The organism is Enterobacter wuhouensis, assembly GCF_035835995.1.
Taxonomy (GTDB): domain Bacteria; phylum Pseudomonadota; class Gammaproteobacteria; order Enterobacterales; family Enterobacteriaceae; genus Enterobacter; species Enterobacter wuhouensis.
Genome location: NZ_CP142124.1, coordinates 3,021,987 through 3,045,233, shown reverse-complemented (window position 1 = coordinate 3,045,233; position 23,247 = coordinate 3,021,987). Strand labels below are relative to the sequence as shown.

18 protein-coding genes are annotated in these 23,247 nt (G+C 51.7%); all 18 read left to right on the top strand.

From position 1 onward, the window contains the following. Positions 1–10 precede the first annotated feature (10 nt). The 18 genes from gmd (at position 11) to VPX56_RS14550 (ending at position 23,211) form a co-directional block, all read left to right on the top strand. The gene (gene gmd / locus VPX56_RS14635; protein ID WP_088208132.1) at positions 11–1,132 is read left to right on the top strand and encodes a GDP-mannose 4,6-dehydratase; all 1,122 of its coding nucleotides are present in this window, start codon (positions 11–13) and stop codon (positions 1,130–1,132) included. Positions 1,133–1,134: 2 nt separating this feature from the next. Then, positions 1,135–2,100 carry a GDP-L-fucose synthase gene (fcl, locus tag VPX56_RS14630; protein ID WP_263610270.1) on the top strand — a complete coding sequence of 322 codons (966 nt, stop codon included), beginning with the start codon at positions 1,135–1,137 and terminating at the stop codon, positions 2,098–2,100. A gap of 2 nt (positions 2,101–2,102) precedes the next feature. Further along, positions 2,103–2,582 carry a GDP-mannose mannosyl hydrolase gene (locus VPX56_RS14625; protein ID WP_326472072.1) on the top strand — a complete coding sequence of 160 codons (480 nt, stop codon included), beginning with the start codon at positions 2,103–2,105 and terminating at the stop codon, positions 2,580–2,582. Beyond that, positions 2,579–3,802, top strand: a complete 1,224-nt coding sequence (wcaI, locus tag VPX56_RS14620) for a colanic acid biosynthesis fucosyltransferase WcaI (protein WP_326467251.1) — start codon at positions 2,579–2,581, stop codon at positions 3,800–3,802. Before VPX56_RS14625 ends, wcaI begins: the two co-directional genes overlap by 4 nt. A gap of 3 nt (positions 3,803–3,805) precedes the next feature. Continuing rightward, positions 3,806–5,242, top strand: coding sequence for a mannose-1-phosphate guanyltransferase (gene cpsB, locus VPX56_RS14615; protein WP_263610243.1), 1,437 nt, complete (start codon positions 3,806–3,808; stop codon positions 5,240–5,242). Between the two features lie 110 nt (positions 5,243–5,352). Next, complete coding sequence (cpsG, locus tag VPX56_RS14610) at positions 5,353–6,723, top strand: colanic acid biosynthesis phosphomannomutase CpsG (RefSeq protein ID WP_326467249.1); 1,371 nt, start codon at positions 5,353–5,355, stop codon at positions 6,721–6,723. Positions 6,724–6,854: 131 nt separating this feature from the next. Next, positions 6,855–8,249 (top strand): undecaprenyl-phosphate glucose phosphotransferase, encoded by a 1,395-nt coding sequence (gene wcaJ, locus VPX56_RS14605; RefSeq protein WP_326467247.1) that lies wholly within the window; start codon positions 6,855–6,857, stop codon positions 8,247–8,249. Between the two features lies 1 nt (position 8,250). Beyond that, positions 8,251–9,729, top strand: coding sequence for a colanic acid undecaprenyl disphosphate flippase WzxC (wzxC, locus tag VPX56_RS14600; protein ID WP_326467245.1), 1,479 nt, complete (start codon positions 8,251–8,253; stop codon positions 9,727–9,729). A 17-nt stretch (positions 9,730–9,746) separates the two neighbouring features. Then, complete coding sequence (gene wcaK, locus VPX56_RS14595) at positions 9,747–11,027, top strand: colanic acid biosynthesis pyruvyl transferase WcaK (RefSeq protein WP_326467243.1); 1,281 nt, start codon at positions 9,747–9,749, stop codon at positions 11,025–11,027. Continuing rightward, positions 11,024–12,244 carry a colanic acid biosynthesis glycosyltransferase WcaL gene (gene wcaL / locus VPX56_RS14590; protein WP_326467241.1) on the top strand — a complete coding sequence of 407 codons (1,221 nt, stop codon included), beginning with the start codon at positions 11,024–11,026 and terminating at the stop codon, positions 12,242–12,244. The genes wcaK and wcaL overlap by 4 nt, the downstream gene beginning before the upstream one ends. Positions 12,245–12,256: 12 nt before the next feature. Continuing rightward, positions 12,257–13,648 (top strand): colanic acid biosynthesis protein WcaM, encoded by a 1,392-nt coding sequence (wcaM, locus tag VPX56_RS14585; protein ID WP_326467239.1) that lies wholly within the window; start codon positions 12,257–12,259, stop codon positions 13,646–13,648. Between the two features lie 176 nt (positions 13,649–13,824). Next, positions 13,825–14,721 carry a GalU regulator GalF gene (galF, locus tag VPX56_RS14580; RefSeq protein ID WP_010431970.1) on the top strand — a complete coding sequence of 299 codons (897 nt, stop codon included), beginning with the start codon at positions 13,825–13,827 and terminating at the stop codon, positions 14,719–14,721. 386 nt (positions 14,722–15,107) lie between these two features. After that, the gene (gene pseB, locus VPX56_RS14575; protein WP_047625690.1) at positions 15,108–16,106 is read left to right on the top strand and encodes a UDP-N-acetylglucosamine 4,6-dehydratase (inverting); all 999 of its coding nucleotides are present in this window, start codon (positions 15,108–15,110) and stop codon (positions 16,104–16,106) included. Further along, positions 16,106–17,257 carry a UDP-4-amino-4,6-dideoxy-N-acetyl-beta-L-altrosamine transaminase gene (gene pseC, locus VPX56_RS14570; RefSeq protein ID WP_326467236.1) on the top strand — a complete coding sequence of 384 codons (1,152 nt, stop codon included), beginning with the start codon at positions 16,106–16,108 and terminating at the stop codon, positions 17,255–17,257. Before pseB ends, pseC begins: the two co-directional genes overlap by 1 nt. Then, on the top strand, positions 17,258–17,968 hold the full coding sequence (gene pseF / locus VPX56_RS14565; protein ID WP_131635063.1) for a pseudaminic acid cytidylyltransferase: 711 nt from the start codon (positions 17,258–17,260) through the stop codon (positions 17,966–17,968). After that, a complete protein-coding gene (gene pseI, locus VPX56_RS14560; RefSeq protein ID WP_326467232.1) occupies positions 17,946–20,522 on the top strand; it encodes a pseudaminic acid synthase in 2,577 nt (858 codons plus the stop codon). The genes pseF and pseI overlap by 23 nt, the downstream gene beginning before the upstream one ends. Before the next feature lie 45 nt (positions 20,523–20,567). Then, complete coding sequence (locus VPX56_RS14555) at positions 20,568–21,833, top strand: polysaccharide biosynthesis protein (protein ID WP_326467230.1); 1,266 nt, start codon at positions 20,568–20,570, stop codon at positions 21,831–21,833. Next, the gene (locus VPX56_RS14550; RefSeq protein ID WP_326467228.1) at positions 21,808–23,211 is read left to right on the top strand and encodes a capsular polysaccharide export protein, LipB/KpsS family; all 1,404 of its coding nucleotides are present in this window, start codon (positions 21,808–21,810) and stop codon (positions 23,209–23,211) included. The genes VPX56_RS14555 and VPX56_RS14550 overlap by 26 nt, the downstream gene beginning before the upstream one ends. Positions 23,212–23,247: the final 36 nt, after the last annotated feature.

Sequence of the window (23,247 nt, the reverse complement as noted above, 5' to 3'; positions counted from 1 at the left end):
GGAAATAAATATGTCTAAAGTCGCTCTCATCACCGGCGTTACCGGACAGGATGGCTCTTACCTGGCAGAACTGCTGCTGGAGAAAGGGTATGAAGTACACGGTATTAAGCGTCGTGCTTCATCGTTCAATACCGAGCGCGTGGATCACATTTATCAGGATCCTCACGCGGCGAACCCGAAGTTCCACCTGCACTACGGCGACCTGACCGACACCTCCAACCTGACCCGCATCCTGCAGGAAGTGCAGCCGGATGAAGTGTACAACCTGGGCGCGATGAGCCACGTAGCGGTCTCCTTCGAATCCCCGGAATACACCGCCGACGTTGACGCCATGGGCACCCTGCGTCTGCTGGAAGCGATTCGCTTCCTGGGCCTCGAGAAGAAAACCCGCTTCTACCAGGCGTCCACCTCCGAGCTGTACGGCCTGGTGCAGGAAATCCCGCAGAAAGAGACCACGCCGTTCTACCCGCGCTCTCCGTATGCGGTAGCAAAACTGTACGCCTACTGGATCACCGTGAACTACCGTGAATCCTACGGCATGTACGCCTGTAACGGCATCCTGTTTAACCACGAATCCCCGCGCCGCGGCGAAACCTTCGTGACCCGCAAAATCACCCGCGCGATCGCCAACATCGCTCAGGGTCTGGAATCTTGCCTGCACCTCGGCAACATGGACTCCCTGCGTGACTGGGGCCATGCGAAAGACTACGTGAAAATGCAGTGGATGATGCTGCAGCAGGACAAACCGGAAGACTTCGTGATCGCGACCGGCGTGCAGTACTCCGTGCGTCAGTTCGTTGAGATGGCTGCCGCACAGCTGGGCATCAAACTGCGCTTCGAAGGCACCGGCGTTGAAGAGAAGGGCATCGTGGTCTCCGTGACCGGCCACGACGCGCCGGGCGTGAAGCCGGGCGACGTTATCGTTCAGGTTGACCCGCGCTACTTCCGTCCTGCGGAAGTGGAAACCCTGCTGGGCGACCCAACCAAAGCGCACGAAACCCTGGGCTGGAAGCCAGAAACCACCCTGCAGGAGATGGTTTCCGAGATGGTTGCTAAAGATCTTGAAGCAGCGAAAAAACACTCTCTGCTTAAGTCTCACGGCTACGAGGTTGCCATCGCGCTGGAGTCCTGATGATGACAAAACAACGTATTTTTGTCGCCGGTCATCGCGGAATGGTGGGTTCCGCGATTGTTCGCCTGCTGGAACAGCGCGGCGACGTCGAAGTGGTTGTCCGCACCCGCGACGAGCTGAACCTGCTCGACAGCCGTGCGGTACAGGACTTCTTTGCTCATGAACGCATTGATCAGGTGTATCTGGCAGCGGCGAAGGTGGGCGGCATTGTCGCTAACAACACCTACCCGGCGGATTTCATCTACGAAAACATGATGATTGAGAGCAACATCATTCACGCGGCGCACCTGCACAACGTGAACAAGCTGCTGTTTCTCGGCTCATCCTGTATCTACCCGAAAATGGCGAAGCAGCCGATCGCCGAGAGCGAGCTGCTGCAGGGCACGCTTGAAGCCACCAACGAGCCGTACGCGATTGCCAAGATTGCCGGGATCAAGCTGTGCGAGTCCTACAACCGTCAGTACAACCGCGACTATCGCTCGGTGATGCCGACCAACCTGTACGGACCGCACGATAACTTCCACCCGAGCAATTCGCACGTGATCCCGGCGCTGCTGCGCCGCTTCCACGAGGCGACCGCCGAGAGCGCGCCGGACGTGGTGGTGTGGGGCAGCGGTACGCCGATGCGCGAGTTCCTGCACGTGGACGACATGGCTGCCGCCAGCATTCACGTGATGGAGCTGGATCGCGAGGTGTGGCAGGAGAACACCGAGCCGATGCTGTCGCACATCAACGTCGGCACCGGCGTGGACTGCACCATCCGCGAGCTGGCGCAGACTATCGCCCAGGTGGTGGGCTACAAGGGCCGCGTGGTGTTTGACGCCACCAAGCCGGACGGCACGCCGCGCAAGCTGCTGGACGTCACCCGCCTGCATCAGCTGGGCTGGTATCACGAGGTCTCGCTGGAGCAGGGGCTGGCAAGCACCTACCAGTGGTTCCTCGAAAATCAGCACCGCTTCCGGGGGTAATGATGTTTTTAAGTCAGGAAGATTTTGCCACGGTGGTGCGTTCCACTCCGCTGATCTCAATCGATCTGATCGTGGAGAACGAACGCGGCGAGTTCTTGCTGGGGAAACGAACCAACCGTCCTGCACAGGGCTTTTGGTTCGTGCCCGGCGGGCGCGTGCAGAAGGATGAGACGCTGGCAAACGCCTTTGAGCGTCTCACTCTGGCGGAGCTGGGCCTGCAGCTGCCGATGGCGGCAGGCCAGTTTTACGGGGTCTGGCAGCACTTCTATGACGATAACTTTTCAGGCACCGGGTTCTCCACGCACTACATCGTGCTGGGGTTCCGCCTGAAGGTGAGTGAGGCAGATCTGCGTCTGCCTGATTCTCAGCATGACGACTACCGCTGGCTAACGCCGGAGGCGCTGCTGGCGAGCGACAACGTTCACGATAACAGTCGGGCGTATTTCCTCGCAGAACGTCAGGCCGAGGTGCCGGGCCTATGAAAATTTTGGTGTACGGAATTAACTACTCGCCCGAGCTAACCGGTATCGGAAAGTACACCGGCGAGATGGTCGAGTGGATGGCGAGCCAGGGACATGACGTACGGGTCATTACCGCGCCGCCGTACTACCCGGAGTGGAAGGTGGGCGAGCGCTACTCAAGCTGGCGCTATCGCCGCGAAGAGGGTGCAGCGACGGTGTGGCGCTGCCCGCTGTACGTGCCGAAGCAGCCTTCAACGCTGAAACGTTTAATTCATCTGGGCAGCTTTGCCCTGAGCAGCTTTTTCCCGCTGATGGCGCAGCGTCGCTGGAAGCCTGATCGCATCATCGGCGTGGTGCCGACGCTGTTCTGCACGCCGGGCATGCGCCTGCTGGGCAAACTTTCCGGCGCGCGCACCCTGCTGCACGTTCAGGATTATGAAGTGGACGCCATGCTCGGCCTGGGAATGGCAGGCAAGGGCGAGGGCGGCAAGGTGGCGAAGCTCGCCAGCGCCTTTGAGCGCAGCGGGCTGCACAACGTGGATTACGTCTCGACGATTTCGCGCTCGATGATGAACAAGGCGCGGGAGAAGGGCGTCCCGGCGGAGAAAGTTATTTTCTTCCCGAACTGGTCCGAAGTGGCGCGTTTCCGCGATGTCACGGAACAAGACGCTCGCGAACTCCGCGCGCAGCTCGGTTTGCCTGATGACCAAAAAATCATTCTCTATTCGGGCAACATCGGCGAAAAGCAGGGGCTGGAGAGCGTGATTGAAGCCGCGCTTCAGCTCAGCAAACATTCATGGATGTTTGTCATTGTCGGGCAGGGCGGCGGTAAAGCGCGGCTGGAAAAAATGGCCCGCGAGCGCGGCCTGACCAACGTGAAGTTCTTCCCGCTTCAGTCTTACGAGGCGCTGCCAGCCCTCCTGAAGATGGGCGACTGCCATCTGGTCGTGCAAAAGCGCGGCGCGGCGGACGCGGTGCTACCGTCCAAGCTGACCAACATTCTGGCGGTGGGCGGGAACGCGGTGATCACGGCAGAAGCCGAAACCGAATTAGGCCAGCTGTGCGACAGCTATCCCGGCATTGCCGTGTGCGTGGAGCCGGAATCGGTGTCTGCGCTGGTGGCCGGAATTGAGCAGGCGCTCGCCATGCCAAAAGAGAACACGGTGGCACGTGAATATGCCGAACGCACCCTCGAAAAAGAGAGCGTGCTGAGCCAATTTATTGCAGATATACGGGGATAAATCATGAGTCATACCACTTTGTATCCGGTCGTGATGGCAGGTGGCTCTGGTAGCCGGTTGTGGCCGCTGTCCCGCGTGCTCTATCCAAAACAGTTCCTCTGCCTGAAAGGGGAGCTCACCATGCTGCAGACGACGGTCAACCGTCTGCAGGGCGTGGAGTGTGAAAGCCCGGTGGTGATTTGTAACGAACAGCACCGATTTATCGTTGCCGAGCAGCTGCGCCAGCTGAACAAACTCACGGAAAATATCATTCTGGAGCCTGCCGGACGCAACACCGCGCCCGCTATCGCCCTCGCGGCGCTGGCGGCTAAGCGCAGCAGCCCGGACTGCGACCCGCTGATGCTGGTGCTGGCGGCAGACCACGTGATTCAGCAGGAAGAGGCGTTCCGCGACGCGGTGCGCGCGGCGATCCCCTATGCTGACAGCGGCAAGCTGGTCACCTTCGGCATCGTGCCGGATCTGCCGGAAACCGGCTACGGCTACATCCGTCGCGGCAGCGTGACGCCGGGTCAGGGCGACAGCGTGGCGTTCGACGTGGCGCAGTTTGTTGAAAAACCGAATCTGGAAACCGCCCAGGCCTATGTGGGCAGCGGCGAGTACTACTGGAACAGCGGCATGTTCCTGTTCCGCGCCGGACGCTATCTGGAAGAGCTGGAAAAATATCGCCCGGATATTCTCCGCGCCTGCGAAAAAGCGATGGCAGTGGTGGACCCGGACCTCGATTTTATCCGCGTTGACGAACAGTCCTTCCTCGCCTGCCCGGAAGAATCCATTGACTATGCGGTCATGGAGCGCACGGCGGACGCCGTCGTGGTGCCGATGGACGCGGGCTGGAGCGACGTGGGCTCATGGTCATCCCTGTGGGAGATCAGCGCCCATACCCCGGAGGGTAACGTCCATCACGGCGATGTGATTAGCCACAAAACGGAAAACAGCTACGTCTACGCCGAGTCTGGCCTTGTCACCACGGTAGGGGTGAAGGATCTGGTGGTCGTACAGACCAAAGACGCGGTGCTGATTGCCGACCGTAACGCCGTGCAGGACGTTAAAAAAGTGGTGGAGCAGATCAAGGCCGATGGCCGTCACGAGCACCATATCCACCGCGAAGTGTACCGCCCGTGGGGCAAATATGACTCCATCGATGCCGGAGATCGCTATCAGGTCAAACGTATCACCGTGAAGCCTGGAGAAGGTCTGTCGGTACAGATGCACCATCACCGCGCCGAGCACTGGGTGGTGGTTGCGGGAACCGCAAAAGTCACCATCGACGGTGAAATCAAACTGCTGGGCGAAAACGAATCCATCTACATTCCGCTGGGGGCGACGCACTGTCTGGAAAACCCGGGGAAAATTCCGCTCGACCTGATTGAAGTGCGCTCCGGTTCGTATCTGGAGGAGGACGATATCGTTCGCTTCCAGGACCGATACGGCCGGGTGTAGCACCTCTGCATCATGCCCGGTGGCGCTGCGCTTACCGGGCCTACGAATGACAAAAATGAATTTGGCCATTAAGTGGTCAGGGCCAACTGTTGCCTGAAAAAGGGGTCATCATGGAAAAGTTAACCTGTTTTAAAGCCTACGATATTCGCGGCAAGCTGGGCGAAGAGCTGAATGAAGACATTGCGTGGCGCATTGGCCGCGCGTACGGCGAATATTTAAAGCCGCAAACCATCGTGCTGGGCGGCGACGTGCGCCTGACCAGCGAGTCCCTGAAGCTGGCCCTGGCGAAAGGGCTGCAGGACGCGGGCGTGGACGTGCTGGACATCGGCCTTTCCGGCACGGAAGAGATCTACTTTGCTACCTTCCACCTGGGCGTGGACGGCGGTATCGAAGTGACCGCCAGCCACAACCCGATGGACTACAACGGCATGAAGCTGGTTCGCAAGGGCGCGCGTCCGATCAGCGGCGATACCGGCCTGCGCGACGTGCAGCGTCTGGCGGAAGCCAACGACTTCCCGCCGGTGAACGAGGCGAAACGCGGCAGCTATAAGCAGATTAACCTGCAGAAAGAGTACATCGACCACCTGCTGGGCTACATCAACGTGGCGAACATCAAGCCGCTCAAGCTGGTGATTAACTCCGGTAACGGCGCGGCGGGTCCGGTAGTGGATGCGCTGGAGGCCCGCTTCAAGGCGCTGAACGTGCCGGTGACCTTCATCAAAGTGCACAACACGCCGGACGGCAACTTCCCGAACGGTATTCCGAACCCGCTGCTGCCGGAGTGTCGCGACGACACCCGCAACGCGGTGATTGAGCACGGTGCCGATATGGGCATCGCCTTTGACGGCGATTTCGACCGCTGCTTCCTGTTCGACGAGAAGGGCCAGTTCATCGAAGGCTACTACATCGTCGGCCTGCTGGCGGAAGCCTTCCTCGAGAAAAACCCTGGCGCGAAGATCATTCACGACCCGCGTCTCTCCTGGAACACCGTGGACGTAGTGAGCGCGGCGGGCGGCGAGCCGGTGATGTCCAAAACCGGTCACGCCTTCATCAAAGAGCGCATGCGCGAGGAAGACGCCATCTACGGCGGTGAGATGAGCGCGCACCACTACTTCCGCGACTTTGCCTACTGCGACAGCGGGATGATCCCGTGGCTGCTGGTGGCCGAGCTGCTGTGCCTGAAAGGGCAAAGCCTGGGCGAACTGGTGCGCGACCGCATGGCGGCGTTCCCGGCAAGCGGCGAAATCAACAGCAAGCTGGCGCAGCCTGCCGAGGCGATTGCCCGCGTGGAGCACCACTTCGCTATCCACGCCCTGGAGATCGACCGGACCGACGGCATCAGCATGTCGTTCCCGCAGTGGCGCTTTAACCTGCGGTCTTCAAACACCGAGCCGGTGGTGCGCCTGAACGTGGAGTCCCGCGCGGATACGGCGCTGATGGAAGCGCGAACGAAGGACATTCTGGCGCTGTTGAATCAGTAATACCAAAACCTAAAACCTTACCCCTCACCCCGGCCCTCTCCCCCAAGGGGAGAGGGAACTTGAACACCCTCTCCCCTTGGGGGAGAGGGCCGGGGTGAGGGGTGAGGTGTTGGTTGAATAAAGGAACAACGATGACGAATCTAAAAAAGCGCGAACGAGCGAGAACAAATGCATCGTTAATCTCTATGGTGCAGCGTTTTTCTGATATCACCATCATGGTTGGCGGACTATGGGTCGTATGCCGAATCAGCGGGCAGCCGTTCCTCTACATGCATCTGCTGATGGCGTTAATCGCGCTGGTGGTGTTTCAGATGATCGGGGGAATGACCGACTTCTACCGCTCGTGGCGTGGGGTAAAAATCACCACCGAGCTGATGCTGCTGCTGCAGAACTGGACCCTGAGCCTGATTTTCAGCGCCGGGCTGGTGGCGTTCAGCCACGATTTTGACAACCGCCTGGTGACCTATCTCTGCTGGTATCTGCTGACCAGCGTGGGCATGGTGCTGTGCCGCTCGCTGATCCGCTTCGGCGCGGGCTGGCTGCGCAACCGCGGCTATAACCGCCGCTTCGTTGCCGTTGCCGGTGATTTACCGGTAGGGCAGGTTCTGCTCGACAGCTTCCGCAAAGAGCCGTGGCTGGGTTTTGAGGTGGTCGGGGTTTATCACGACGCGAAGCCGGGCGGCGTCTCTGCGGATTGGGCGGGCAGCTACGAGCAGCTTATCGACGACGCGAAAGCGGGCAAAATTCACAACGTCTACATTGCGATGCAGATGAAGGACGAATCCCGCATCAAAACGCTGATGCGCGAGCTTGCCGATACCACCTGCTCGGTGATCCTTATCCCGGACGTGTTTACCTTCAATATTCTTCACTCCCGCATTGAAGAAGTGAACGGCGTGCCGGTGGTGCCTTTGTACGATACGCCGCTGTCGGGCATCAACCGCGTGCTCAAGCGCGTGGAAGATATCGTGCTCTCCTCCCTGATTTTGCTGCTGATCTCCCCGGTGCTGTGCTGCATTGCGCTGGCGGTGAAAATCACGTCGCCAGGTCCGGTTATCTTCCGCCAGACCCGCTACGGCATGGACGGCAAGCCGATCATGGTGTGGAAATTCCGCTCCATGAAGGTGATGGAGAACGACAGGGTGGTGACTCAGGCGACGCAGAACGATCCGCGCGTGACCCGCGTGGGGAACTTCCTGCGCCGCACCTCGCTGGACGAGCTGCCGCAGTTCATCAACGTCTTTACCGGCGGCATGTCGATTGTCGGCCCGCGCCCTCATGCGGTGGCGCACAACGAGCAGTACCGCTCGCTGATTGAAGGCTACATGCTGCGCCACAAGGTGAAGCCAGGCATTACCGGCTGGGCGCAGATAAACGGCTGGCGAGGGGAAACCGACACGCTGGAAAAAATGGAAAAACGCATCGAGTTCGACCTTGAGTACATCCGCGAATGGAGCCTCTGGTTCGATATCAAGATTGTTTTTCTGACCATCTTCAAAGGTTTCGTGAACAAAGCGGCGTACTAAGATGAGCTTACGTGAAAAAACCATCAGCGGCGCCAAGTGGTCGGCCATGGCCACCATCGTCATCATCGGTCTCGGACTGGTGCAGATGACGGTGCTGGCGCGCATTATCGATAATCACCAGTTCGGCCTGCTGACCGTCTCGCTGGTGATTATCGCCCTGGCCGATACGCTGTCTGACTTCGGTATTGCGAACTCGATTATCCAGCGCAAGGAGATTAGCCACCTGGAGCTGACCACGCTCTACTGGCTGAACGTCGGGCTTGGGATCGTCGTGTTCGTGCTGGTGTTCCTGCTCAGCGACGCTATCGCCCGCGTGCTGCATAACCCCGATCTGGCTCCGCTGATGCGCACGCTGTCGTTTGCCTTTGTGCTGATCCCGCACGGGCAGCAGTTCCGCGCGCTGATGCAAAAAGAGTTAGAGTTCAACAAGATCGGCATGATCGAAACCAGCGCCGTGCTGGCGGGCTTTACCTTTACCGTGGTAAGCGCCCATTTCTGGCCGCTGGCAATGACCGCCATCCTCGGTTATCTGGTGAACTCCGCCGTGCGTACGCTGCTTTTCGGCTACTTTGGCCGCAGGATCTACCGTCCGGGGCTGCACTTCTCGCTGGCGTCCGTGTCTTCTAACCTGCGCTTTGGCGCGTGGCTGACCGCCGACAGCATCATCAACTACGTCAACACCAACCTCTCAACGCTGGTGCTGGCGCGCATTTTAGGCGCGAGCGTGGCGGGGGGGTATAACCTGGCCTACAACGTCGCGGTGGTGCCGCCGATGAAGCTGAACCCGATTATCACCCGCGTGCTGTTCCCGGCGTTCGCCAAGATTCAGGACGACACCGAGAAGCTGCGCGTGAACTTCTACAAGCTGCTTTCCGTGGTGGGGATTATTAACTTCCCCGTGCTGCTGGGGCTGATGGTGGTGTCCAGCAACTTCGTGCCGCTGGTGTTTGGCGAGAAGTGGAGCGGCATCATCCCGATCCTGCAGCTGCTGTGCGTGGTCGGCCTGCTGCGCTCGGTGGGGAACCCGATTGGCTCCCTGCTGATGGCGAAAGCGCGCGTGGATATCAGCTTTAAGTTTAACGTGTTCAAAACCTTCCTGTTTATTCCGGCAATCATCGTCGGCGGGCACATGGCGGGCGCGATTGGCGTCACGCTGGGTTTCCTGCTGGTGCAAATCATCAACACCGTTCTGAGCTACTTCGTGATGATCAAGCCGGTGCTGGGCTCCAGCTACCGTCAGTACATCCTCAGCCTGTGGCTGCCGTTTTATCTCTCTTTGCCAACGCTTGCCGTGAGCTACGGCCTGGGCGTGGTGCTCAACGGCCACCTGCCGCTGGCCGCGCTGCTGGCGGTGCAGGTGGCCGCGGGCGCTTTGGCGTTCGGCGTGATGATTGTGCTGTCGCGCAATGCGCTGGTGGTCGAGATGAAGCGCCAGTTTTGCCGTAACGAAAAAATGAAAACGCTGCTTCGCGCAGGCTAATTCTTTAAGAGGCCATTATGAAATTACTTATCCTTGGCAACCATACCTGCGGCAACCGTGGCGACAGCGCCATTCTGCGTGGTTTATTGGATGCAATTAACGCTCTTGAGCCTGAGACAGAAGTGGACGTGATGAGCCGTTACCCGGTTAGCTCGTCCTGGCTATTGAACCGCCCGGTCATGGGCGACCCGCTCTACAGCCAGATGAAACAGCATAACAACGCCGCGGGCGTGATGGGACGCGTGAAGAAAGTCCTGCGCCGTCGCTATCAGCACCAGGTGCTGCTTTCCCGCGTGACCGATACCGGCAAGCTGCGCAACATCGCCATTGCCCAGGGCTTTACCGATTTTGTGCGTCTGCTGTCGGGCTATGACGCCATCATTCAGGTCGGCGGCTCGTTCTTCGTCGATCTCTACGGCGTGCCGCAGTTCGAGCATGCGCTCTGCACCTTTATGGCGAAAAAGCCGCTGTTTATGATCGGCCACAGCGTGGGGCCGTTCCAGGACCCGCAGTTTAACCAGCTGGCGAACTACGTGTTTGGCCACTGTGATGCGCTGATCCTGCGCGAATCCGTCAGCCTGGACCTGATGAAGCGCAGCGAGATCGAGACCTCAAAAGTTGAGCACGGCGTCGACACCGCCTGGCTGGTGGATCATCAGGACGACAGCTTCCAGCCGAGCTACGCGGTGCAGCACTGGCTGGACGTGGCGGCGAAACAGAAAACCGTCGCCATCACCCTGCGCGAACTTGCCCCGTTTGATAAACGTCTGGGCACCACCCAGGCGGCCTATGAGAAAGCCTTTGCCGACGTGGTGAACCGCGTGCTGGACAGCGGCTACCAGGTGCTGGCGCTCTCAACCTGCACCGGGATAGACAGCTACAACAAAGACGACCGCATGGTGGCGCTGAACCTGCGTAACCTCGTGAACGACCCGTCGCGTTACCACGTGGTGATGGACGAGCTGAACGATCTCGAAATGGGCAAACTGCTCTCCGCCTGTGACCTGACCGTGGGCACGCGCCTGCACTCGGCGATTATTTCGATGAACTTCGGCACGCCGGCCATCGCGATTAACTACGAGCACAAGTCTGCGGGCATCATGCAGCAGCTCGGCATGCCGGAAATGGCCGTTGATATTCGTCACCTGCTGGACGGATCGCTCGGGGCGATGGTCGGCGATACGCTGGGACAATTACCTGCTATTAACGAACGTCTGGCCGTGGCGGTGAAAGCCGAGCGCGAAAAAGGTATCGGGATGGTGAAATCCGTACTCGACCGCGTTGGGGAGGGGAAATGAAGGTTGGTTTCTTCTTGCTGAAATTTCCGCTGTCGTCAGAAACCTTTGTGCTAAACCAAATCACCGCGTTTATCGATATGGGGTATAACGTGGAGATTATCGCTCTGCAAAAGGGCGACACGCAGAATACCCACGCGGCGTATACGCAATACGAGCTGGAGGCGAAAACCCGCTGGCTGCAGGATGAACCCGGCGGTCGACTAAATAAGCTTCGCTACCGCGCAGGCCAGACCCTGCGCGGTATCCATCGTGCGTCGACCTGGCGCGCGCTGAACGTTTCGCGCTACGGCGCAGAATCCCGCAACCTGATCCTGTCAGCCATCTGCGGCCAAACGGCGCAGCCGTACCGTGCCGACGTCTTTATCGCCCACTTTGGCCCGGCGGGCGTAACCGCCGCGAAGCTGCGCGAGCTGGGGGTGATTGACGGCAAAATTGCGACAATCTTCCACGGCATTGATATCTCCAGCCACGAGGTGCTCAACCACTATACCCCCGAGTATCAGCAGCTCTTCCGACGCGGTGACATGATGCTGCCCATCAGCGATCTGTGGGCGGGTCGCCTGAAAAATATGGGCTGCCCGGGGGAGAAAATCACGGTTTCGCGGATGGGCGTAGATTTGGCGCGTTTTACCCAGCGTCCGGTGAAGGTGCCGGGTAAATCGCTGGAGATCATTTCCGTTGCGCGTCTGACCGAGAAAAAAGGGCTGCACGTGGCCATTGAGGCCTGCCGCCAGCTGAAAGCGCGCGGGGTGGATTTCCACTATCGCATTTTGGGGATTGGGCCCTGGGAGCGCCGCCTGCGCACGCTGATCGAACAGTATCAGCTGGAAGGGCACGTGGAGATGCCCGGCTTCAAGCCCAGCCACGAAGTGAAGGCAATGCTTGATGAGGCGGACGTTTTCCTGCTGCCGTCCGTAACGGGGGCCGACGGCGATATGGAAGGCATTCCGGTGGCGCTGATGGAGGCGATGGCTGTCGGTATTCCGGTGGTCTCGACGGTACACAGCGGGATACCGGAACTGATCCAGTCCGACTATTCAGGCTGGCTGGTGCCGGAGAATAATGCGCTGGCCCTTGCCGATCGGCTGGTCGCCTTCAGCGATATCGATCGTCAGGCGCTGGAGCCTGTGCTGCACAATGCCCGACAAAAAGTCGAGGCGGAATTTAACCAGCAGGTGATTAATCGCCAGTTAGCGAGCCTGCTGCAAACGCTGTAACGCCGAGGTTGTATGCTTAAACAGATTACCCGACGCCGCTTTGTCTCTTCTTTATCCGTCCTGGCGGCTATGCCGTTGTTCTCCTCCCGGGCCGCGCGCGCGGCAGTCGGGAAGACGGTTTCCATCGATCGGTACAACAAAAACGACTGGATCGCCGCGTTCAAACAAGCCTTTCGCGACGGCGATACCGTCGTTGTGCCCGCCGGGTTAGTCTGCGACAACATCAACACCGGCATTTTTATTCCCGATGGCAAAACGCTGCTGATCCGCGGCGGGCTTAAGGGGAACGGGCGCGGGCGCTTTGTACTCCAGGAGGGCAGTAAAGTCATCGGTGAGGGGGCAGGGCGTACCCACAATATTACCCTGGACGTGCGCGGTTCTGACTGCGTGATAAAAGGGCTGGCGATGAGCGGCTTTGGCCCGGTAACGCAAATTTACATCGGCGGTAAAAAGCCCAGAGTTATGCGCAACCTGCTGATTGATAATATCAATGTGAGCCAGGCCAACTACGCCATTCTGCGCCAGGGATTCCATAATCAGATCGACGGCGCGCGCATTACCAACAGTAAATTCAGCCACCTGCAGGGGGATGCGATTGAGTGGAACGTGGCGATCAACGATCGCAATATCCTGATCTCCGACCACACGATCGATAACATCAACTGCACCAACGGTAAGATCAACTGGGGTATCGGCATTGGCCTTGCGGGCAGCACGTACGACAATGAGTATCCTGAAACGCAAACCGTGAAGAATTTCGTGGTGGCTAATATCACCGGCAGCAACTGTCGACAGTTAGTCCACGTCGAAAACGGCAAACACTTTATTATTCGTAATGTAAAAGCTAAGAATATTACACCCGACTTCAGCAAGAAGGCGGGAATAGATAACGCCACTGTTGCTATTTATGGCTGTGATAATTTCGTTATTGATAATATCGATATGGTCAATAGCGCCGGAATGTTGATTGGCTACGGCGTAATAAAGGGTGACTATCTGTCGATCCCGCAAAACTTCAAGCTCAACGATATACGCCTGGATAATCGCCAGCTTGCGTACAAATTGCGCGGAATACAAATTTCCTCCGGTAATGCCACCTCGTTCGTCGCCATCACCAATGTGGAGATGCAGCGCGCTACGCTTGAGCTGCACAACAAACCTCAGCACCTCTTTTTACGTAATATCAACGTGATGCAGGAAGCTGAGGTAGGGCCGGCGCTGACAATGAACTTCGATTTACGCAAAGATGTTCGAGGGAAGTTTATGGCGAAGGATGAGACGCTGCTGTCGCTGGCAAACATCAAAGCGGTGAATGAAAAGGGACAAAGCTCGGTGGATATCGACCGGGTCGATCAGCATGTGGTGAATACGGAACGGCTGAATTTTGCGCTCCCGCACAGATAATCGACGGATTGTTATTTTGCGATTATTCCTGGAGCAAAAAAGCGATCAATTCAGATTACAACTACTGTAATTTGTGATGCTAACGGGTAACATCGGTCCAGAATTACAGCAAAACGTACTGGCGAAAACAGGTTAAAGAGCTATAATTCGTCAACCATTTTAAGGTGGAAGAAATAATGATTAATTTGAAAGCAGTCATTCCGGTAGCAGGTCTGGGCATGCACATGCTGCCAGCCACAAAAGCCATTCCAAAAGAGATGCTGCCGATCGTCGACAAGCCGATGATTCAATACATCGTCGATGAGATTGTTGCTGCAGGGATCAAAGAAATCGTCCTGGTTACGCACTCTTCCAAAAATGCGGTAGAGAACCACTTCGACACCTCTTACGAACTCGAAGCGTTGCTTGAGCAGCGCGTGAAGCGTCAGCTGCTGGCAGAGGTTCAGTCGATCTGTCCTCCTGGCGTAACCATCATGAACGTGCGTCAGGCGCAGCCGCTGGGTTTGGGCCACTCGATTCTGTGCGCGCGTCCGGTCGTGGGTGATAATCCATTTATCGTTGTTCTTCCAGATATCATCATCGATACCGCGTCTGCGGATCCGCTGCGCTATAACCTCGCCGCGATGGTGGCTCGCTTCAATGAAACGGGCCGCAGCCAGGTGCTGGCGAAACGCATGGATGGCGATCTGTCCGAGTACTCTGTTATCCAGACTAAAGAAGCGCTGGAGACAGAAGGGCAGGTGAGCCGCATCGTTGAGTTTATCGAGAAACCGGATCAGCCGCAGACGCTGGATTCTGACCTGATGGCTGTGGGCCGCTATGTTCTGAACGCCGATATCTGGGCCGAGCTGGAAAAAACCGAGCCAGGCGCCTGGGACCGTATCCAGTTAACCGATGCGATTGCAGAACTGGCGAAGAAACAGTCCGTTGATGCGATGCTGATGACCGGCGACAGCTACGATTGCGGCAAGAAAATGGGGTATATGCAGGCCTTTGTGAACTACGGGCTGCGTAACCTGAAGGAAGGCGCGAAGTTCAGAAGCCGGATTGAGAAGCTGCTGGCTAACGACTGATACGCATTTTATTGCGCGGGTCGAATGTCGATGAACGACAGCAATCCCTCATATGGACGGTATGGTCCTGGTGAGTGGGTGCTGTCGTTTTTTTTATAAAAAATGATACATTACAGGCAGTTATAGTATGTAGTTTTGTTTCTTTACTTAACGATTTTTGCTTGTTTCTACTTTCAATTAGGACGACAATTGTCACCACATTTGCGATTGGTCCGGTAAGCGATCTTTCTGGTTTTGATCGTAAAGACTCACACGTCTTGATTATTCTCAGTGCACTGGTAGCTGTAAAGCCAGGGGCGGTAGCGTGGGAAAATGCCCTTGCGGGCCTGGGTTACAATCTCTTCAATTGTAGCAACCTATATGTTGATATTTTCTGGTGAAAAAACATGTTTGATAATAAAACGATTCTGGTAACTGGCGGCACGGGTTCTTTTGGCAATAAGTTTGTTCGCATGACGCTTGAAAAATATAATCCTAAGAAGATTATTATTTATTCACGTGATGAAATGAAACAGTGGGAAATGGCTAAACATTTCAAAGATGAAAGTCGTATCCGCTTCTTCATTGGTGATGTGCGCGATAAAGACCGTCTGTACCGTGCGCTGGATGGTGTTGATTTCGTGGTGCATGCTGCAGCTACTAAAATCGTACCTACCGCAGAATACAACCCATTCGAATGTGTAAAAACCAACATCAATGGCGCAATGAACGTTATCGATGCCTGTATTGATAAAGGTATTGAGCGCGTGGTTGCACTGTCTACCGACAAAGCAAGTAGCCCAGCAAACCTGTACGGTGCAACTAAGCTGGCCTCTGACAAGCTGTTTGTCGCCGGTAACTCTTATTCTGGCGCCACCAAAACCCGCTTTGCCGTCGTTCGTTACGGTAACGTGATGGGTTCCCGCGGTTCCGTTATTCCTTTCTTCCTGTCCATCAAAGACAAAGGTGAACTGCCAATCACTGATGACCGCATGACCCGCTTCATGATCACCCTGGAGCAGGGCGTTGAGCTGGTATGGCATGCCTTCAATGATATGGAAGGCGGCGAGATCTACGTTAAGAAAATCCCTTCAATGAAAGTGACTGATGTTGCAACAGCCGTTGCGCCAGATGCTGCTCAGAAAGTGATTGGTATTCGTCCTGGTGAAAAACTGCATGAGCAGATGATCAGTGCTGAAGATGCGCACTACACCTATGAGTATCCGGAACACTTTAAAATTCTGCCTGCAATCCATAACTGGTGCGATTCCCCAGAGCGTATTAAGGATGGCAAGCGCGTTCCAGAAGGCTTCGTTTACGAGAGTGATAGCAATGCAGAATGGATGAGCATTGAAGAGCTGCGTCAATGGATTGATGATAATCGTGAAAAAGTAGGCAATATCTAATGAAATTTATCCCCTATGGACGGCAGGATATCTCTGATGAAGATATCAATGCAGTAGTGGGCGTACTGAAGTCTGATTTCTTGACTCAGGGGCCATGTGTTCCACAGTTCGAGCAGGCCATCGCTGATTACGTCGGCGTTAAGCACGCCGTTGCGGTAAACAGTGCAACGTCTGCACTTCATATTGCATGCCTGGCACTGGGGCTGAAAAAAGGTGACTGGCTGTGGACATCGCCTAATACCTTCGTGGCTTCGGCAAACTGTGGGCTCTATTGCGATGCAAATGTAAGCTTCGTGGATATCGATCCGCAGACTTACAACATGAGCGTTGAAGCGCTGAAAACCAAACTCATTGCGGCGAAAGCAGAAGGCAAGTTACCTAAAATTGTTGTACCGGTGGCATTTGCTGGACAGTCATGCGATATGGAAGCGATCCATCAGCTTTCGAAAGAGTATGGTTTTGCCATTATTGAAGATGCATCGCATGCCATCGGCGGCAACTACCAGGGGGCCAAAATTGGCAACTCCCGTTTTGCTGATATCACCATTCTGAGCTTCCACCCGGTTAAGATTATCACCACGGCGGAAGGCGGTATGGCGCTGACGAACAATGATGCACTGGCTGAAAGCATGCAGCTTTTCCGCAGCCACGGCATTACGCGTGACGGCGATAAAATGACTAAAGCGTCTGAAGGTGGTTGGTACTACCAGCAGGTTGATCTTGGTTTGAACTACCGCATGACCGAACTGCAGGCGGCGCTGGGTGTGACCCAGCTCAAGCGTATTGATGGATTTGTGGCGCGCCGTCATGAACTCGCAAAACGTTATCATACTGCGTTTGATGGCATTCCCGTGTCGACACCTCTGCAAGCAGAAAGTGGCTACAGTGCATTACATCTTTACCCGTTAACGGTAAACGATCCTACCATGCGCAAGCCATTATTCGATCACCTGCGTGAAAAAGGGATTGGTGTTAACGTTCACTACATTCCCGTTCACACTCAACCGTATTATGAGCAGTTAGGGCATAAAGCAGGGGATTATCCGGTCGCGGAGGATTACTACGCGCGCGCAATTAGCATTCCTATGTACTCCACGTTGACAGATGAAGAGCAGGATTACGTCATCCAGTGCATTCGGGAGTTCTTTTAAATGAATGTGGCAATCATTCCTGCGCGTGGCGGCAGTAAACGTATTCCACGCAAAAACATTAAAGAATTTTGTGGGAAACCAATGATTGCCTGGTCCATTGAAGCCGCTCAAAAGAGCGGCGTCTTTGATCGAATCATTGTGTCAACAGATGATGAAGAGATTGCTGAGGTTGCGCGTGAATACGGTGCAGAAGTGCCTTTTATGCGCCCAGCAGAGCTGTCGAATGACTATGCGGGTACGATCCCTGTAATTCATCATGCTGCTGACTGGCTTATTAATCACGGCTATACGATTGATTTTGTATGCTGTATTTATGCTACTGCGCCATTTATCCGCGCCGAGGATATTGTTCGTGGCCTGTCTATACTGCGTGAACAGCAAGGTGATTACGCTTTCACTATTACAAAATTCCCTTATCCGATTCAAAGGGCACTGAAAGTTAGCAACGAACAGCGTATCAGCATGTTTTCGCCAGAAATGTTCAATGTTCGTTCTCAAGACCTGGAAGAGTCGTGGCACGATGCCGGGCAGTTTTACTGGGGTACCTCCCACGCCTGGTTAAATGAAAAGCCGATTTTTAGTGCAAATTCCTTCTCAATAGAACTTCCACGAGAGCGAGTTCAGGATATTGATACTCCAGAAGACTGGCGCGTAGCAGAGTGGTTGTTTAAAGCCATGGAGTTTAAAAATGAATGTGTTTCTGCGGGCTGATTCATCGCTTTCCATAGGCTCAGGCCATATAATGAGATGTCTCAACCTTGCTCACGCTTTAAAAAAAGCCGGAGCACAGTGCTACTTCATTTGTAAAGACCACCGTGGAAACATCCTGGAAAAAATCTTCCAGGAAAACTTTCTGGTAAAAGTTATCTCGGTTGTTGAGCAAACAGACTCATATATTCGTGATGAAAAGTCATGGTTAAATGGTAGTCAGGCTGATGATGCCAGTAAGTTTATCGAGTTAGTGCTCGAGAGTGGTACTGATCCGGACATTATTATCGTTGATCATTATTCCTTAGATAGCGATTGGGAAACTATAGTTAAAGCTCATTTCCCAAATGCTCGCTTAGTGGTTATCGACGATCTGTGTAATCGTCCGCATTGTTGTGATCTACTCATTGACCAAACCTACCAGCGTAGAGCCGAAGAATATGTTCATTTAAATCAGAGTAATTGCAGGATTCTTACTGGTACAAAATATGCGTTAATCAATCCAGTCTTTTCTCAGAGTAGAAATAAATCAATTTCAGATAAAGCAAATATCACCGAACCCAAAAAACTAATGTTAACAATGGGGGGGGTTGATGCTCACAACGTCACTGGAAAGATACTTGAGTTTCTGGAACAGTTGGCTTTTAGCTGTATTGAAAAAATAACAGTCATATTAGGAGCAGCCTGTCCGCATTTTGCAGTAATAAGCGCGTTGGCACAAAACTCTCAATACAGAATTGAAATATTGACGAATGTTTCGAACATGGCTGAGCTAATGTCCGAGCACGACTTTGCTATAGGAGCCTTGGGCGGGACTACCTGGGAGCGCTGTGTTATGGGGTTACCCGCCGTGAATGTTGCCATAGCAGATAATCAGAAAACAATAGCTAGCAACCTGGCAGGGGCTGGGGCGATAGTGCTCAATGCGGAGGATTTTAATATTTCCGACCTTCGTTCTGCACTTACTCATTTGATTGCTCATTATCACGAGCAGCGTCTCCTTGTTCTAGACATTTGTGATGGTCAAGGACTGATCAGGGTTATCCAGGAAATGATTCTTATGCCTGCAAAAGATGGAACGAATGTGACTCTTCGTCAGGCAACATCCGATGATATTGATTTTGTTTATCAGATTCAATGTGAGCCGAAAACACGACAGTATGCACGCAATCCTAATATTCCTGAATATGAAGATCATGTAAACTGGATGCAGCGTAAGTTGAATGACAGTGAGTCTTATTTTTATATCATTGAACATTCTGATTCATGTGGCGTCATCCGGTTAGATCCCGTTGAAAACACTGCCGCCAAATATGAAATATCAATCTTTTTAACTTCAGGAAGTCACGGCAAGGGCATTGCGAGTGCGGCGATAAAACGTGCGTTAATGCTACATCATAATATAACAATACTGGCAACTGTACTACCAGATAATTATTCATCACATAAATTGTTTGAGCACCTAGGATTTTTTAAAATATCTCCCAGCGAATATATTAGCGAGAAAAAAATGAACGAATTTATAACAATTGATGGTCGTAAAATTGGTAAAGATCATCCTCCTTATATAATTGCCGAGCTTTCAGCCAACCATAATGGTGACATTGATCGTGCATTTAAGATCATGGAAGAAGCGAAAGCTGCAGGTGCTGATGCCATCAAATTACAAACTTATCGTGCGGATACAATTACCATTGATTGTGATACAGAAGATTTTCAAATCCATGGTGGTTTGTGGGATGGTCAGACGCTTTTCAATTTATATAAAGGCGCACAAATGCCATGGGAATGGCACAAGCCACTGTTTGATAGAGCAAAACAGCTTGGTATTACTATTTTCAGTAGTCCATTTGATTTTACAGCTGTCGACTTGCTTGAAGAGTTAGGGGCTCCGGCGTATAAGATTGCCTCATTTGAGGCGATTGATTTGCCGTTAATCAAATACGTAGCCAAAACTGGCAAACCAATGATTATATCAACAGGCATGGCAGACGAGCAGGAAATTCAGGAAGCGATTACAGCTGCTCGCGAAGGGGGATGCAAGGAGCTCGTCGTTTTACACTGTGTAAGTGGCTATCCAGCTCCGGCAGAAGATTATAATCTTGCAACCATACCTGATATGGCTGAGCGATTTGGTGTTATTACTGGTCTTTCCGATCATACCATTGATAATACAACAGCAGTTGCATCTGTAGTCCTTGGTGCCAACGTCATCGAAAAACACGTTACTTTGGATCGTAATGGCGGTGGGCCGGATGACAGTTTCTCACTTGAACCTGCTGAGCTCGTTGCACTTTGCCGGGATGCAAAAACTGCGTGGCAAGCTTTAGGGCGCGTAAATTATGAACGCAAAGAAAGCGAAAAAGGGAATGTAAAGTTCCGTCGCTCACTTTATGTTGTTAAGGATGTCAAAAAAGGTGAAAAACTGACCGGCGAAAATGTTAAGAGCATTCGTCCTGGCTACGGTCTGGCACCAAAATATTACGACGAAGTTATAGGAAAAATCGCTACTCAAGATATAGTGAAAGGCACTCCGCTTCAGGACGATCATTTTTGATTTAGTAATAAGCCAAGGATGGCATGTTGGTCTTAAGGTGGTCTGATGTTTTTGAAAATAAAAGTACCAACACATTTTTTTGATTTGTTATTAAGAATAGCAGCACTCGGCGGCAAGTTTTTATTGATGATGGCCATTGCAAGGTTCTTAACAGTCAAAGATGTCGGCAATTATGGATTGTATGTTAGTATAATCGTCATCTCTCTTTATTTTGTTGGTTTGGATTTTTATGTGTTTTCTACACGAGAAATTTTAGATCCACAAATTAAGAAAAAAATAGGCAGCATATTATTTAATCAGGTTGTGTTTTTCATTTTTAGCTATGTACTTCTCGCGGCGTTATGGCCCGGGTTACTGACATTATCAGCTATTACCGGGGTGGGTGGGTTACTATTTCTGCTGACAGTATCTGAGCATCTTTCACAAGAATGTTATCGTATACTCATTATTAAAGAAAAAATAACGCTTGCCAATTTTTTATTGTTTGTCAGATCTGGCATATGGTGTTATCTATGCGTGCCACTACTCTATTTCGGAATGGTTAATCTAGAACAAATTTTTTATTTATGGCTTGTTTTTTCTGCAATTTCAGTAATCATCGGTGTAAAATTTATATTGCATTTCGAATCCATATCAATTTCCGATTTCAAAATTGATATTAAGTGGTTAATGCGTGGTATCAAAACATCATTTTTATTCTTCATGGGTACCCTTTGTTTACGCGCAATTAACTATTTAGACAAAGTCATAGCAGTTCATTTTATTACAACACCAAAACTAGGTGTTTACGTTTTTTTCTTTGGAGTATCTGCTGCGGTTCAGGCAATAATAGATGTGTTAGTCGTAACAAGATACTATCCTTCGCTTGTTAGGGCTATCCAGGAACAAAATCTAGAAGAATCTAAGAAGGCATTTGATAAGTTTAAGAAAAAAATGCTTTACTATAATTTTGGACTTTTTATCATCTCAATTCCGGCCTGTTATATGATGATTAAGCTAACAGGCAAGATGGAATACATAGATAATTTCTTATGGTATATATTGATAGTTATATCATTATCCTTATTAAATATCTCGATGCCATATCATTATGCGTTGTACTCGAAGAAAAAAGATTCATCGTTAATTATTATTAATGCCTTGGCATTACTGATTTTTACTATCGCCTCGTTTGTTTTTGTCAACATGCTACCTAATAGCGGAATGCTTCCAGTTCTAATTGGTTTGATTTCCTCTAATCTCTTCATACTCATAACTAAATATTTTATCTTTCTTAAGGAGTTCAATGGTGAAGGGCATCATCTTAATTAATAACGCAATTTTCTCTCCTGTATTTAAGAGATTGGCGATAGAATTAAAAAATAAAAATGTTGATATTACCATTGTAACGGATAGCGATTTTTCCATTAGAAAATATAAGTTGGATGAAATAGGCTGCGAAATTATTTGTTTTGAACGTTATGCATATGAATCAAAAACTGGACGTCAAGAATTAACAAGTCAGTACGATAGTTGGAATATTCACGCTGATTATGACCGTGATAACTATTATCATTCTGTAAAATCAAATAATAAGAATTTCTGGGGTGAAACCTCAAAGGAATTGTACGATTTTTTTGAGAAGATCTTCATTAATGATACGTTTGATTTTATTTTTTATGAAAATGTTTCTAATGGTTTGGCTTATACTGCAAACAAGGTAGCCGAAAAGTACAATGTTCAATATTTAGGTCTGACTGCAAGTAGACTACCAGGTAAATCGTTATTCTCATCATTGGATGATCGTTTATCGCAGGAAATAATTCAGTGTTTGACGCAACAGCCTGAAATGAGCCCAGAAAAATACACCGAGATTAAGAACTATGTAACTAATATTCATCATATACAGCCTGATTATATGAAAAATAATGGTCTTTCATCCATTAATTTTATGAGTAAAATTTTCAAAAAACGTGACTTTACATTTATTATAGAAACTATTCGTCAAACATTTGTTGGAAAAAATGTTCTTTTCCAAGTTGGGAACCCACTTCTCAAAAGTTTTTATATGAATTTCAGAGAGATAAAACGTTGGTTTTGTGTAAAAAAGATCAAAAATCTATTTAATGAAGATCTCACTTCACAACCTTTTTATCTTTATCCTCTCCATTATCATCCGGAATCATCGACTTCGATCCTGGCGAAGTTTTATGATGAATATAATCTTATTCGTAATCTTGCATTTAGTCTCCCACACGGTAAATTTCTAGTTGTGAAAGATCACATTTCTGCAACTGGATATGAAGGTCTGGAGTTTTATAAAAAAATATTAAAATTGCCAAATGTTAAATTAGCAAATCCTAATTTAAATTCTAAAGAGTTAATAAAAAAATCGCTAGGTGTTTTCACCTTAACGAGTACTGTAGGTTATGAAGCAGTGTTAATGAACAAACCTGTGATAGTATTTGGTGATGTTTTTTATATGGGGCATCCATTAGTTTACCAATGCCAAGGCTACGGAGACATAGATAATGCCTTTGAACACATTAATCTTAATTTTAATGCAGATTACAGCGAGTATAACATAAAATATGTGGGCGCCTATGATGCTCTATGCTTCCCGCTAACAATCAACTACGCGACTGACCCAGGCGCTGACTTTATTGATAATGTCAGTACACAAATATTGCGAAAATTGAAGGTCCGCTAGATGCTAATGTTGTGGTGTTGGGTATGTCTCTTCTTT